Here is a 13317-nt window from a genome sequence, read left to right on the forward strand (position 1 = left end):
GGCCCATGCGGACCGAACTCACCGACACCACGTCCAGCAAGGTCAACCGGGCTCTGCTCGAAGCCCGCCGGGCGATAGGCAGCCCGACCATGGGGCTGGTGCTGACCCTTGTCCTCGCCACCGACGAGGAGAACGCCTACGACGCCGTACGCGCGGCCTCCGAAGCCTCGCGTGAACACCCCTGCCGCATCATCGCGGTGATCCGGCGGACCACCCGTGGCCCGCACAAGCTCCGCGCGAACCGCGTCGACGCCGAACTGCGGGTCGGCTCGGACGCCGGGACCGGCGAGATCGTACTGCTGCGCCTGCACGGGGCGCTGACCGAGCACGCCGGTTCGGTCGTCCTGCCGCTGCTCCTGCCGGACGCTCCCGTGGTGGCCTGGTGGCCGTCCGACGCGCCCACCGAACTGGCGCGGGACCCGCTGGGCGCGCTCGCGCAGCGCCGGATCACGGACGCGGCCGCCGCCTTCGACCCGGTCGGCGTGCTCGACGAACGGGCCGCCGGCTACCAGCCCGGCGACACCGACCTGGCCTGGACCCGGCTCACGCCGTGGCGCTCGCTGCTGGCCGCGGCCCTGGACCAGAAGCCGCTGCCGGTGACCGGCGCGGCGGTGGAGAGCGAGCCGGACAACGCGAGCGCGGAGCTGCTGGCGCGCTGGCTGGAGGACCGGCTGGGGGTGCCGGTGGCCCGGGTGGCGAGCGAGGGCCCGGTGATCACCGGGGTCAGCCTGCAGACCACGGGCGGTGAGATCCGGGTGGACCGCCCCGCGGGCGTGCTGGCCACCTTGAGCCTGCCCGGGAGCCCCGACCGCAAGGTGGCCCTGAAGATCCGCAGCGGCGCAGAACTGATCGCGGAGGAACTGCGCCGCCTCGACGCGGACGTGGTCTACGGCTCCGCGCTGCGGCGGCGGCCGCTCCAGACGGGGCTCTCCGCGTAGTGGTTGTCGTAGGTCGCCGAGCTGTCCTTGATGTCCTGGACGGTGGCCTCGCCCGCGTTGACCCGGCCGAGGAGCCGGTAGTAGTCGAAGCGGCCCATGCCGGGGGTGAAGCCGACGAAGACGGCGGCGGTGTGGCCGGCGGCGGGGGCGAAGGCGTGCTTGACGCCCGGCGGGACGGCGATGAAGTCGCCGGCGCCCAGGGTGTGGATCTCGTCGTCGACGAGGATGTCGAGCCGGCCCGCGGTGACGTGGAAGAACTCGGTGGCCTTGGTGTGGAAGTGGACGGGGGCGCCCGCCGCGCCCTCGTCGAAGGTGGCGGTGTTGCAGGTGAGCTCATCGGTGTCGGTGAGCAGGGTGATGAGGCTGCCGGGGCCGTCGTAGATGGCTTCGGCGGTGGCGGCGCGGGTCGCGATCTCTGTCATGTCCACCAATCTACGATCTTGAGCGACCGGAATCAGGGGTCAATCGACGGTCGGTCCGGCCGGTCAATTCCGGACCGGTCCGCCGCCGGACCGCGCCCGTCCGCCGCCTGAGCTCGACCGGTCCGCCGCCCGGCCAGGACGGGTCCGCCGCCGGACCACGTGCGGGATCCGGCAGCCGGATCAGGAGCCGCCCGCGGCCTTGGCCGCCTTCGCTGCGGCCTTCATCTCCTGCTTGTGCGCCCGCACCTTGGCCAGGGACTCCGGGCCGGTGATGTCGGCCGCCGAGCGGTAGACGTTCGCCGGTCCGTACCCGCCCGCCGCCTCCCGCCAGCCCGTCGGGCGCACACCGAAGCGCTTGCCCAGCAGGGCGAGGAAGATCTGTGCCTTCTGCTCCCCGAAGCCCGGCAGCGCCTTGAGCCGCTTCAGCAGTTCCTGGCCCGTCGTGGCGTCGGCCCAGACCGCCTCCGCGCTCCCGTCGTAGTGCTCCACGAGGTACGCGCACAGCTGCTGGATCCGCGTCGCCATCGACCCCGGATACCGGTGGACGGCGGGTTTCTCGGAGAGCAGGGCGGCGAAGGCCTCCGGGTCGTACGCGGCGATGGTGTGCGCGTCGAGATCGTCGGAGCCGAGCCGCTGGGCGATGGTCCAGGGCCCCGAGAACGCCCACTCCATCGGCACCTGCTGGTCCAGCAGCATTCCGACGAGGGCGGCCAGCGGGCTCCTGCCGAGCAGCGCGTCGGCGTCCGGCTGCTGGGCCAGCCGGATGGTGATGTCCTTGTCCATGGCTCCAGCGTCCCGCCTGGGCGCGCTCCCCGCGCGGTCGCCGCACCGCGCGCCTAGCGTGAGTACGACCGTCGACGACGACAGCTGAGCGACGACAGCTGAGCGACGACAGGTATGTGACGACAGGTACGCGACGGCAGGTACGAGACGAGGAGTCGATCGATCATGTCTGAGTTCTCCGAAGGCGCTCCGTGCTGGGTGGACGCGATGTTCGCCGACGTGGAAGGGGCCAAGACCTTCTACGCGGACGTGCTGGGCTGGACCTTCGGCGAGGCCAGCAGCGAGTACGGCAACTACACGCAGGCCTACTCCGACGGCAAGGCCGTCGCCGCCGTGGTCCCGCCGATGCCGGGAGCCGACGCGCCGTCCCAGTGGTGTCTGTACTTCGCCTCGCCCGACGCGGCGGCCACCGCCGGGAAGGTGACGGCGAACGGCGGCGAGGTGCTGATGGGCCCCATGCAGGTGGGCACCTTCGGCACGATGCTGATCGCGAAGGAGCCGAGCGGCGCGGTCTTCGGCGTCTGGCAGCCGGGCGAACACAAGGGCTTCGAGAAGATGGGCGAGGCGGGCTCGTACGCGTGGGCGGAGGTCTTCACGAGGGACCCGGCCAAGGCGGACGGGTTCCTGCCGAAGGTCTTCCCGTACGGCGCCCAGCAGATGGACCCGGGCGACGACCCCGAGATGGCCGACATGGACTTCAAGGTCTTCAGCGTCGGCGGCGCCGGGAACCCGGTGCTGGGCCGGATGAAGATGGACGACGACTTCCCGCCGGACCTGCCGCCGTACATCCAGATCTACTTCGGGGTGCCGGACTGCGACGAGGCGGTGGCGAAGACCCAGAAGCACGGCGGGAAGCTGCACTTCGGCCCGATGGACAGCCCGTTCGGCCGGTTCGCGGCGGTCACGGACCCGCAGGGCGCGGCCTTCGCCGTGATCGACATGTCGACAACGGTGGGTGAGATGCCGAGCTTCGGCTGAGCTGCCTCCGCCCTGCCGTGCCGCCCCGTCGGGCGGCACGGCAGACTGCCCCCGCACACACGGGTTCCATCTGCGCGGGGGCGGATTCACATGAGACACGGGTCGATCGCGGCTGCCGCGGGATGCGCGCTGGCGATCCTCACGACGGCGGGGTGCGGTCTGCCGCCCGCGCCGGAGCTGTCGCCGCCGCAGCACTCACTGCACGGGAGCTCGGCGCTGCCGTCACCGGCGCCGTCGTGGACACCGTCGCCCGTACCGTCACCGTCGGCACCTTCCTCGGCTCCTTCCTCGGCTCCGTCCGAGTCGCCGCGGGCGTCCGGGCCGGCCGAGCCGGTCGGGGACGCGAAGGTCACGGCCGCCGACGGCCCCCTGCTGGCGGCCGTCCGCAGGGACACGGCCCCGGACGTCAAGGTTCCCGGTGACGGGTCCGTCCTCGTCATCCACCGCGAACCGGCGGGCGACACGGGAGAGCTGGCCTGGATGCCGGACGACCGGAACTACTGCCTGGCCGTGGTCCGCGAGGCCCGAGCCAGCACCACCTGCAACCCCCTGCCGAAGTCCTGGGCGCGCATCGGGATCCGGCTGGTGACCGAGGGCGCCGTGTATCCCGGCCGGACCACGGTCTACTTCGCCGTCGTGGACGGCGGCCACGCCCCGTACGCGTACGCCGGACCCGGTCAGCACCGGCCGGACCTGGGCCCGGTCCGCGAGGCCACGGCAGCCTTCGCCCCGGGCCGGACACTGAGCCTGCTCACGTACGAACGCCACGTCCCCGTGGTCTCACCGGGCGACCGGGACATCTGCAGCGCGGACAACGCCGTCTGCTTCCCCGCCCTCGACGTCTACGTCCCCGGCAGCCCCTGAGCGTGGCGAAAGTTTTTTCGCGCGGCCTGTCACATCGGTGCGGCGGGGCGGGTCAGAGGAGTGAAGCAGGCGGGAGACAGACCGGAGCGAGTCCGCACCGGCGCCCGCCCGAGGGGAGCTCGGATGTCCACCACCGCTGTTGTCTTCGCCCTGGTCGGCGCGTTCATGGTCGGATTCTCGGCGGCCTCGATGTTCCTCGGGGCGAAGTGGGTCGTGGAGCCGCTGGTCGAGTACGGGGTTCCGCGCTCGTGGTGGACCCGGCTCGCCACCGCGAAGGCGGCCGGCGCCGTGGGCCTGGCGGTGGGTGTCTTCGTCCCGGCGATCGGCATCGCGGCCGCGATCGGGGTCGCCCTGTACTTCGCGGGGGCCGTGATCACGGTGCTCCGGGCGAAGTCCTACGCTCACGTCGCCTTCCCGGTGATCTACGCGGCCCCGGCGGTCGTGACCCTGGTCCTCGGGTTCAACGGCTGAGGCGCGCCGGGTGCCGGGTGCCGGGTGCCGCGTGCCGCTACGGGGTCACGAACGGCAGGTCCGCCGCGCGGACGCGGTGCAGCGGCCCGGCCGCGCGCAGCACCACGTCCAGGACGGCCTCGGGCCGGGCGGCGTAACTGTTGGAGAACCACGGCATGTTGGCCTCGACCACGGCGTACCGGCCCGTGGCGCCGATCAGGCCGACGTCGACGGTGACGGCGCTGGGCAGGTCCGGGCCGGTCGCGGCGAGCAGCGCGGCCGCGAAGCCGCGTACGTCCGCCCCGCGCCCGTCCTCGTCGAGCGGGGCGGGGTCCAGGCGTCCGTGGACGGCGTACCGGCTGCCGGCGGCGATCTCGCCGTCGAGCAGGAACAGCCGGTATTCGGCGGCGAAGTCCACCACCTCCGAGACCAGTACGGGGGTGGCGGCGGGCAGGGACCGCGGCAGGGGCGCTCCGGGCCCGTACACGGCGGGCGGGAAGGACTTCTCGCGCGGCGGCTTCACGAAGGCCGGCCGCCCGGATCCGGTCAGCTCCCGCGCCGCCCGGCCCAGGGTGGTCAGCTCGATCCGGCGGCCCGTGAACCGCTCGGGCAGCCGCGTGAGCCAGTGGTCGGGCGGTTCCAACAGCCCCAGCCCGAGGGCCCCGGCCACCCGCGCGGCGGCGTGCGGACCACCGCACCAGTGCACGGCCCGGCCGGCCAGTTCGGCGAAGCCGGGGCCGAGGGCCCGGACGGCCATCCCCCGGCGGGCGGCGACCTCCGCGAGCAGCCCGGCCGTGGCGGTCGGCCGGGCGGGTAGCAGAAACACCTCGTCCGTCATCCGGCCATTGTGTCCCGGGAGCCCGCGCCGCTGTGCGGGGCGAAGGAGCCCCCACCCGCGGCGCTGATCATGGCCGCCGCGCGCAACACGGCGCCGAGGCGGTGGCGTCCTCCGTGGCGGGGCAACGCAAAGAGCCCCGCAGCAAGCTGCGGGGCTCTTCGACGTATTGCCCGGTGAGAGCAATGGCGGAGGATACGAGATTCGAACTCGTGAGGGGTTGCCCCCAACACGCTTTCCAAGCGTGCGCCCTAGGCCACTAGGCGAATCCTCCGCGGCAAACAATACAAGACGTTGAGGGGTGCTCGCGAACGTGATCGTCGAGCGGAGGGCAGGTGGGGGTCCGGCTCGATTCCAGGGGCTTTCATCCGCTAGGGTGGGGCCAGCCCCTCACGTGGCGCTATCTCACCGAACTCCCCCAGGGCCGGAAGGCAGCAAGGGTAAGTGGGCTCTGGCGGGTGCGTGGGGGGCGCTTTGCGTTCCGGGTGCCGCCCAGGAGGCCCTTCAGGGGCTACGGCGGGCCGCTGATGTCGGTGGGCCCGGATAACCTCGTATACGTGTCGTCCCTTGCGCTGTACCGCCGCTACCGCCCCGAGTCGTTCGCCGAGGTCATCGGGCAGGAGCATGTCACTGCCCCGCTGATGCAGGCCCTGCGCAACAACCGGGTCAATCACGCGTACCTGTTCAGCGGGCCGCGTGGCTGCGGAAAGACCACCAGCGCGCGCATCCTCGCCCGTTGTCTGAACTGTGAGCAGGGTCCCACCCCCACCCCCTGCGGGGAGTGCCAGTCCTGTCGCGACCTGGCCAGGAACGGCCCGGGGTCCATCGACGTCATCGAGATCGACGCCGCTTCGCACGGTGGCGTGGACGACGCCCGTGACCTGCGTGAGAAGGCCTTCTTCGGGCCGGCGTCCAGCCGCTACAAGATCTACATCATCGACGAGGCCCACATGGTCACCTCGGCGGGCTTCAACGCCCTGCTGAAGGTGGTCGAGGAGCCGCCGGAGCACCTCAAGTTCATCTTCGCCACCACGGAGCCGGAGAAGGTGATCGGGACCATCCGGTCCAGGACGCACCACTACCCCTTCCGACTCGTGCCGCCCGGCACCCTGCGGGACTACCTGGGCGAGGTCTGCGGGCGTGAGGGCGCCAAGGTCGAGGACGGCGTGCTGCCGCTGGTCGTGCGCGCCGGCGCCGGCTCCGTGCGTGACTCGATGTCCGTGATGGACCAACTGCTCGCCGGCGCCGCCGACGACGGTGTGACGTATGCCATGGCCACCTCCCTGCTCGGCTACACCGACGGTTCGCTGCTCGACTCCGTCGTGGACGCCTTCGCCGCCGGGGACGGGGCGGCCGCGTTCGAGGTCGTCGACCGGGTCGTCGAAGGCGGGAACGACCCGCGCCGTTTCGTCGCCGACCTGCTGGAGCGGCTGCGCGACCTGGTGATCCTGGCCGCCGTGCCGGACGCCGGGGAGAAGGGGCTGATCGACGCCCCCGCCGATGTCGTGGAGCGGATGCAGGCCCAGGCGTCCGTGTTCGGGGCCGCCGAGCTGTCGCGCGCCGCCGATCTGGTCAACACCGGGCTCACCGAGATGCGCGGCGCGACCTCGCCCCGGCTGCAGCTGGAGCTGATCTGCGCCCGGGTGCTGCTGCCCGCCGCCTTCGACGACGAGCGGTCCTTCCAGGCCCGGCTCGACCGGCTGGAGCGCAGCGGTCCGCCCGCCGCCGCTTTCGCCGCGCCGCCGGTCGCCGCGCCCGCCATGGGCTATGTGCCCGGGCCCGAGGCGCATGCCATGGCGCCCGCCGGTCCCGGTGGAGGTGCGGCCGCCGCGCGCGCCGCCGCCCCCGCGACCGCCCCGGCCCCGGCTCCGACACAGGCTCCCGAGCCGGTTCCGGCCACTCCCGCCGCTTCGGCCGCTCCGGCTTCCGCGCCCGCCCCGGCCGCCCCCGGCGCCTGGCCCGGCGCCGCGCAGCCCGGGAGCGGTGCTCCCGGTGCCTGGCCGGGAGCCTCGGCCCCGGCGCCGGCCGCCGCTCCCGCGCCCGCCGCGGGTGCCTGGCCCACCGCGGCCTCCTCCGCCTCGTCCGCCCCGGCCACCGCTCCCGCACCCGTCGCCCCGGCCCCGGCCGCTGCGGCCCCTTCCCCCGGCATGGCCGCCGGAGCCGGGCAGGTGCAGGCGATGTGGCCCGGCGTGCTGGAGGCCGTCAAGAACCGCCGTCGCTTCACCTGGATCCTGCTCAGCCAGAACGCCCAGGTCACCGGCTTCGACGGGACCACCCTCCAGCTGGGCTTCCCCAATGTCGGAGCCCGCGACAACTTCGCCAGCAGCGGCAGCGAGGACGTCCTCAAGGCGGTCCTGGCCGAGCAGTTCCAGGTCAACTGGAAGATCGAGGCCGTCGTCGGCGGTGGCTCCCCGGCCCCGATCCAGACCGCCTCGTACGGCTCCTCGTACGGGGCCCCGGCCGCGCCCGCGCCCGCCTACAACCCGCCGCCCCCGGCCCAGCAGCAACCGCCGTCCACCCCGCAGGCCCCGCCCGCCCAGCAGTACACGCCGCAGCAGTCGCAACAGCCGCAGCATTCGGCTCCCGCCCCGCAGCCCCCCGTACAGCAGGCGCCCCCGCCGGTGGCCCCCGAGGACGACTTCGCCGAGGAGGACGATCCCGACCTCGTCGACAGCGCCCTGACCGGACACGACCTCATCGTGCGCGAGCTCGGAGCCACCGTTGTGGAGGAATACACAAATGAGTAGCCGGTCCTGATTGGGTGGCCGCACGAAGCCGACCGCGCCGTCCCGGCTAGGCTGAGCAGCGTGAAGGTCCTCGTCATCGGCGGCGGCGCCCGCGAACATGCCCTGTGCCGCTCTCTGTCCCTCGACCCCGCCGTCTCCGCCCTGTACTGCGCTCCCGGCAACGCCGGTATCGCCGACGTGGCCACGCTGCGCCCGGTCGACGCCCTAGACGGTGCTGCCGTCGCGACTCTCGCCACCGAACTCGCGGCCGACCTGGTCGTCGTCGGCCCGGAGGCCCCGCTGGTCGCGGGCGTCGCCGACGCCGTGCGCGCCGCCGGGATCCCCGTCTTCGGGCCGTCCGCCGAGGCGGCCCAGCTCGAAGGCTCCAAGGCCTTCGCGAAGGACGTGATGGCCGCGGCCGGGGTTCCGACCGCGCGCAGCTACGTCTGCACCACCCCCGAAGAGGTGGACGAGGCCCTCGACGCCTTCGGCGCCCCGTACGTCGTCAAGGACGACGGCCTCGCCGCCGGCAAGGGCGTCGTGGTCACCGACGACCTGGCCGCCGCCCGCGCACACGCGCTCGCCTGCGACCGGGTGGTCATCGAGGAGTACCTCGACGGCCCGGAAGTCTCCCTCTTCGCCATCACCGACGGCGTCACCGTGGTCCCGCTCCAGCCGGCGCAGGACTTCAAGCGCGCCCTGGACGGCGACGCGGGCCCCAACACCGGCGGCATGGGCGCGTACTCCCCGCTGCCCTGGGCCGACCCGAAGCTGGTCGACGAGGTCATGGAGCTGGTCCTCCAGCCGACCGTCGACGAGCTCCGCCGCCGCGGCACCCCCTTCTCCGGTCTGCTCTACGCGGGCCTCGCGATCACCGGCCGCGGTACCCGGGTCATCGAGTTCAACGCCCGCTTCGGCGACCCCGAGACCCAGGTCGTGCTGGCCCGGCTGCGCACCCCGCTGGCCGGCGTCCTGCTGAACGCCGCCAACGGCACCCTGGACGCGCTGCCCCCGCTCGTGTGGCGCGAGGACGCCGCCGTCACGGTGGTCATCGCCTCCCACAACTACCCGGAGACCCCCCGCACCGGCGATCCGATCGAGGGCCTGATCGAGGTGGCCGCCGAGGACGAGCCCGACGCCTACGTGCTGCACGCCGGGACCCGGCGCGAGGGCAACAGGGTGGTCAGCGCGGGCGGCCGCGTGCTGTCGGTGACGGCGACCGGTTCCGACCTGGCGCAGGCGCGCGCGAAGGCGTATAAGGCGGTGGCGCGCATCCGTCTCGACGGATCGCAGCACCGCACGGACATCGCGGCCAAGGCGGCCGAAGGCCACTGACCAGCGGATCCACAGACCCGCGGGCCCGGTGCGCACCTCGTGCGCCCGGGCCCGCGGGCGTGTCCGCGTGCGACTGCATCGAGCCGCGTTCGAACGCACCCACCTTTACCCAAAGCCATTCCATCGGGTGATCGTCACCCGGTCTGCCTGACGCCCGCGCGTGCCCCAACTAGGGTGCGATGCCAAGCATTCCGGCACTTGGCCCACCGGCATTGCGATGTCAGTGGCGGGTGTCACAGTGGGGGAGTGAGCAACGTCGCCGCAGGGCAGAGGGGGTGAGGTCCGGCCGTGTCCGGAACCGGTTCGATCATGGAAGCGAGCGTGCCGTCCGCGCGTTCCCGCGCTCTGGCCGTGCTGCGCGTGCGCAGCAGGGCCTCGGCCGTCGGGCTGCTGCCCGCCGCCCTCGCGGTGGTGCTGGTGGCCGCCCGGGCGACGGGTCGGCTGGCCGGTGATCCCTGGCCCACGGTGACCCTCGTCGTGTGCGTGGTCGCCGTGCTGGTGCTGCTCGTCGGCGGCGCCTTCGCCGCCGTGGTGCTGCGGGCGAGCCCCGCCGTGACGCCGACCGTGCCGCTCTCGGAGGCCGCCGCGCCCGATCTCTACCGGCTGGTGCGGGACCTGGCGGACCGGATGGACGTGCCGCCGCCGTCCGCGATAGCCCTGACGCCGGACTGCGACAGCTGGCTGGAGGACCGCAGCCACGCGGCCCACCGCCGCGGCGCCGCCCGTGTCTTCGGTGCCACGGCCGGACCCGTCGGGCCGGAGTCCGAGCCGGGCGCGGCCCCGATCCTCGTGATCGGCTCGCCCTTCCTGTGGTGGATGCGGGTCGCGGAGCTACGGGCGGTCCTCGCGCCCGTCGTCGCCGGTACGGGCCCTTCCGCGCACCCGGACATAGCCGACGCGCGCGGTTTCGTCCGGGGCCTGGACGCCGCCGTGGACGTGGGCGGTCGGCGCGGCCTCGGCTGGATCGGCGCCCCGGCCCGGCTGCTGCTGAGGCTGTGCCGGACGGACGCCGCCGAGATGGAGCGCGGGGTGGCCGCGGCCGCCTCGGAGCGTGCCCAGGGTGTGGACTACGGGCTGCGCATCGTCGCCCAGGAGCAGGTCGGCCTCGCCTACGCGGGCTGGGACCGGCTGCTGACCCGGGTCGCGCTGCCCGCGTGGCGGATGGGCCGCTGGCCGGCGCACCTCGACGCCGGGGTGGTCTCCGCGCTGACCGAGCTGTCCCGGCGGGACCGGCTGGCCGAGGGGTTCACCTCGCGGCTGGGCGAGCGCCCCGCCTGCGACCTGCTGGAGCAGCCCGGGCTGATCGACGAGGCGACCTCGCTGTTGGCCGCGCGGCTCTTCCACGGAGGTCCGGCCGAGGCCGGGCCGGACTGGTCCCCGGTGGACTGGGCGGAGTATCCGGAGGAGGTCGTGGACCGCAAGTGGCGGACCGAGGCGGCCCGCCTGCACACGGCGCTGGACGCCCTCGCCGTCCCGGCGGGGCTGCCGGCCAGCCCTTCGGCCGCCCCGGCAACCCCCGTATCCCCGACATCCTCCGCAACGCCCGCACCGGCCGCGTCGGCGCCTGTGGCGTCCCCTGCGGCCCGGCCCGGGTCCCAGGGCTCCGAAGGCTCCTCGGGAGCGGCCGGGGCTGCCGGGGCGCCCGGAGCGGCCGGTCCCGCCACGCTGGCGGCCGCCGACTCCCCCTCCCCCGCCGCGGACGCGTTCGCCGGGCCCACCCTGGAGCGGGTGCTGGGCTATCTCACGGACCTCGGTGGCGACGGCGCGGCCGGCGAGGCGCTGGCCGGCCGGATCACCGGCGAGCTGGCCCGCGAGGAGCGGGCCGCCGGACCGGCCGCCGGGGCCGGGAAGGCACGCGGCGCGGACACCGTCCCGCTGTTCCCGCTCCAGCCGCCGCGCAGCGGCCGGGACCTGCTGGCCGACCACGTCACGGCGATGGTGTGCTGCGCGGCCGTGGACTCGGCCGGGGCCACGCCCGGGCTGGACTGGCTCGACGGGCCGGTCCTGCTGGTGGGCGGCGACCGCCGCTCCGACCTGGCGCCGCGCGTGCTGAGCCTGGTCGAGGAGGGGAACCCGGAGCCGCTGCGGGACTGGCTCTCGGCCCTGGGCGTCCGCCCGGAGAAGCCGGTCCGCCTGGTCTGAGGCGGGTCGAGGCGCCCCCGGGAGGGCTACGGCTCGTACGGACAACCGGATGTCAGTGTTCCGTTCCCGTCAATTCGCGACGAACAGTGACGGGCTGCGTGCGTTATGTGATGTGCTGGGATCGGTCGCGGCCGACTGTCCTGGGAGCGGGTGCCGAAAAGCCCCACCTCGGCTCAGCCGGGAGCCGTGCACCGAGGCGATGTACGCCCGTTCGGGGGGTCGAGGGAGGGGAGCGGTCATGGGTGCGGACCAGATCCGGCGTTGGGAGTCAGGCGCGCTCGCGCACGCGGTGAACGACCCCTTCGGGCAGGGCCCCCTGCCCTGGTTCCGGGGCAGTGAGCTCTACTTCGACGACACCGGCCAGGTCGTACCCTGGTACGTGGACCCGGCCGCCGCGGCCGTCGGCACCGGCCAGATCCCCCGCGCCCGTCGCAACGGCGGTCCCCGCACCGCCGACGACGTGCACCGGCAGATCAAGGGCTTCGCCTCCACCGGCGGTGTGGCCCCCGGCGAGGCCATCGACTTCCACATCACCGTCGATCCGCCCCAGCAGTTCTCCGTCGACGTCTACCGGATCGGCCACTACGGCGGCGACGGGGCATCCAAGATCACCACCAGCCCCCGGCTCTCCGGCATCGTCCAACCGGCCCCGCTCGCCGCCGACCGGACCGTGTCCTGCCACCACTGGTGGCTGTCCTGGCGGCTCCAGGTGCCCTCGTACTGGAGTGTCGGCGCGTACGTCGCCGTCCTCACCACCGCCGACGGCTACCGCTCCCACATCCCCTTCACGGTCCGCGACGACCACCCCGCCGACCTCCTGCTCCTGCTCCCCGACATCACCTGGCAGGCCTACAACCTCTATCCGGAGGACGGCCGCAGCGGCGCCAGCCTCTACCACGCCTGGGACGAGCAGGGCCGACTGCTGGGCGAGCAGGACGCCGCCGTCACCGTGTCCTTCGACCGCCCCTACGCGGGCGCGGGCCTGCCCCTGCACGTGGGCCACGCCTACGACTTCATCCGCTGGGCCGAGCGCTACGGCTACGACATCGCCTACGCGGACACCCGCGACCTGCACGCCGGCCGCGTCGACCCCACCCGCTACCGCGGCCTGGTCTTCCCCGGCCACGACGAGTACTGGTCGGCCCCCATGCGCCGCACCGTCGAACGCGCCCGCCGGCACGGCACCTCACTCGTCTTCCTCTCCGCCAACACCATGTACTGGCAGGTCGAGCTCGGCCCGTCCCCCTCCGGGGTCGACGACCGGCTCCTCACCTGCCGAAAACGGCGCGGCCCGGGCCGTCCCAGCCTGTGGCGCGAGGTCGACCGCCCGGAGCAGCAGCTGCTCGGCATCCAGTACGCGGGCCGGGTCCCCGAACCCGCGCCCATGATCGTGCGCAACGCCACGCACTGGCTGTGGGACTCCACCGGCGCGGGCGAGAACGACGAGCTGCCCGGCCTGGTCGCGGGTGAGGCCGACCGCTACTTCCCCCGCACCCAGCTCCCCGAGCACCAGGACCGGATCCTGCTGGCGCACTCCCCGTACCTCGACAGCGAGGGCCACCGCCGCCACCAGGAGACCTCCCTCTACCGGGCACCCAGCGGCGCGCTGGTCTTCGCCTCCGGCACCTTCGCCTGGTCCCCGGCCCTCGATCGCCCCGGCCACGTCGACGAGCGGGTGCAGCGGGCCACGGCCAATCTCCTCGACCGGATCTGCAAGCACGACTGACCCCACCCCCCGACTCACGGACGGCCCCACGTACGGCCCACGGGCGATCCCGCCGCCGGCCCCCGCGATCGACCCGCGGCCGACCTGCGGCGCGGACCCCTGTCCACAGGTGGGGACA

At 73.8% G+C, this 13317-nt stretch carries 11 protein-coding genes, 1 tRNA gene and 1 other RNA gene; 9 read left to right on the top strand and 4 right to left on the bottom strand.

What is annotated here, in order from left to right:
• The first annotated feature begins 5 nt into the window (after positions 1 to 5).
• On the top strand, positions 6 to 938 hold the full coding sequence (gene opcA, locus BCL76_RS11735) for a glucose-6-phosphate dehydrogenase assembly protein OpcA (RefSeq protein ID WP_109779384.1): 933 nt from the start codon (positions 6 to 8) through the stop codon (positions 936 to 938).
• Here the strand turns inward: opcA and BCL76_RS11740 are convergent.
• Together BCL76_RS11740 and BCL76_RS11745 are read right to left on the bottom strand one after the other, a co-directional pair.
• Complete coding sequence (locus BCL76_RS11740; protein WP_109779486.1) at positions 887 to 1360, bottom strand: cupin domain-containing protein; 474 nt, start codon at positions 1358 to 1360, stop codon at positions 887 to 889. The genes opcA and BCL76_RS11740 overlap by 52 nt on opposite strands.
• Before the next feature lie 180 nt (positions 1361 to 1540).
• Positions 1541 to 2143 carry an HhH-GPD-type base excision DNA repair protein gene (locus BCL76_RS11745; RefSeq protein WP_109779385.1) on the bottom strand — a complete coding sequence of 201 codons (603 nt, stop codon included), beginning with the start codon at positions 2141 to 2143 and terminating at the stop codon, positions 1541 to 1543.
• A gap of 165 nt (positions 2144 to 2308) precedes the next feature.
• Here BCL76_RS11745 and BCL76_RS11750 point away from each other — a divergent pair, with 165 nt between their 5' ends.
• The 3 genes from BCL76_RS11750 (at position 2309) to BCL76_RS11765 (ending at position 4456) form a co-directional block, all read left to right on the top strand.
• Complete coding sequence (locus BCL76_RS11750; protein ID WP_109779386.1) at positions 2309 to 3121, top strand: VOC family protein; 813 nt, start codon at positions 2309 to 2311, stop codon at positions 3119 to 3121.
• A 90-nt stretch (positions 3122 to 3211) separates the two neighbouring features.
• Positions 3212 to 3985 (top strand): hypothetical protein, encoded by a 774-nt coding sequence (locus tag BCL76_RS38505; protein ID WP_146228357.1) that lies wholly within the window; start codon positions 3212 to 3214, stop codon positions 3983 to 3985.
• 123 nt (positions 3986 to 4108) lie between these two features.
• Positions 4109 to 4456 (top strand): DoxX family protein, encoded by a 348-nt coding sequence (locus BCL76_RS11765; RefSeq protein ID WP_109779389.1) that lies wholly within the window; start codon positions 4109 to 4111, stop codon positions 4454 to 4456.
• Positions 4457 to 4493: 37 nt separating this feature from the next.
• On the opposite strand, the gene BCL76_RS11770 is transcribed toward BCL76_RS11765, so the two are convergent.
• Entirely contained in the window at positions 4494 to 5273 is a 780-nt protein-coding gene (locus BCL76_RS11770; RefSeq protein WP_109779390.1) for an ATP-grasp domain-containing protein, read from the bottom strand.
• Between the two features lie 183 nt (positions 5274 to 5456).
• Positions 5457 to 5544, bottom strand: a tRNA-Ser gene (locus BCL76_RS11775).
• A gap of 107 nt (positions 5545 to 5651) precedes the next feature.
• On the opposite strand from BCL76_RS11775, the gene ffs reads away from it, so the two are divergent.
• The 5 genes from ffs to BCL76_RS11800 all read left to right on the top strand — a co-directional run bounded on the left by ffs (position 5652) and on the right by BCL76_RS11800 (position 13199).
• Positions 5652 to 5750, top strand: an RNA gene (gene ffs / locus BCL76_RS11780) — signal recognition particle sRNA small type.
• A gap of 77 nt (positions 5751 to 5827) precedes the next feature.
• Positions 5828 to 8017, top strand: a complete 2190-nt coding sequence (locus BCL76_RS11785) for a DNA polymerase III subunit gamma and tau (protein ID WP_109779487.1) — start codon at positions 5828 to 5830, stop codon at positions 8015 to 8017.
• A gap of 60 nt (positions 8018 to 8077) precedes the next feature.
• Positions 8078 to 9331 (top strand): phosphoribosylamine--glycine ligase, encoded by a 1254-nt coding sequence (gene purD, locus BCL76_RS11790; protein WP_109779391.1) that lies wholly within the window; start codon positions 8078 to 8080, stop codon positions 9329 to 9331.
• Between the two features lie 309 nt (positions 9332 to 9640).
• Entirely contained in the window at positions 9641 to 11473 is a 1833-nt protein-coding gene (locus BCL76_RS11795; protein ID WP_181382526.1) for a hypothetical protein, read from the top strand.
• A 238-nt stretch (positions 11474 to 11711) separates the two neighbouring features.
• Positions 11712 to 13199 (top strand): N,N-dimethylformamidase beta subunit family domain-containing protein, encoded by a 1488-nt coding sequence (locus BCL76_RS11800; protein WP_030768837.1) that lies wholly within the window; start codon positions 11712 to 11714, stop codon positions 13197 to 13199.
• Positions 13200 to 13317 lie beyond the last annotated feature (118 nt).

Source organism: Streptomyces sp. CG 926 (assembly GCF_003148825.1).
Taxonomy (GTDB): Bacteria; Actinomycetota; Actinomycetes; order Streptomycetales; family Streptomycetaceae; genus Streptomyces.

What these genes read in the sequence shown, in the direction of transcription:
- opcA (WP_109779384.1), top strand. Translation starts at nt 6, where the DNA reads ATGCGGACCGAACTCACCGACACCACGTCCAGCAAGGTCAACCGGGCT.
- BCL76_RS11740 (WP_109779486.1), bottom strand. Translation starts at nt 1,360, where the DNA reads ATGACAGAGATCGCGACCCGCGCCGCCACCGCCGAAGCCATCTACGAC.
- BCL76_RS11745 (WP_109779385.1), bottom strand. Translation starts at nt 2,143, where the DNA reads ATGGACAAGGACATCACCATCCGGCTGGCCCAGCAGCCGGACGCCGAC.
- BCL76_RS11750 (WP_109779386.1), top strand. Translation starts at nt 2,309, where the DNA reads ATGTCTGAGTTCTCCGAAGGCGCTCCGTGCTGGGTGGACGCGATGTTC.
- BCL76_RS38505 (WP_146228357.1), top strand. Translation starts at nt 3,212, where the DNA reads ATGAGACACGGGTCGATCGCGGCTGCCGCGGGATGCGCGCTGGCGATC.
- BCL76_RS11765 (WP_109779389.1), top strand. Translation starts at nt 4,109, where the DNA reads ATGTCCACCACCGCTGTTGTCTTCGCCCTGGTCGGCGCGTTCATGGTC.
- BCL76_RS11770 (WP_109779390.1), bottom strand. Translation starts at nt 5,273, where the DNA reads ATGACGGACGAGGTGTTTCTGCTACCCGCCCGGCCGACCGCCACGGCC.
- BCL76_RS11795 (WP_181382526.1), top strand. Translation starts at nt 9,641, where the DNA reads ATGGAAGCGAGCGTGCCGTCCGCGCGTTCCCGCGCTCTGGCCGTGCTG.
- BCL76_RS11800 (WP_030768837.1), top strand. Translation starts at nt 11,712, where the DNA reads ATGGGTGCGGACCAGATCCGGCGTTGGGAGTCAGGCGCGCTCGCGCAC.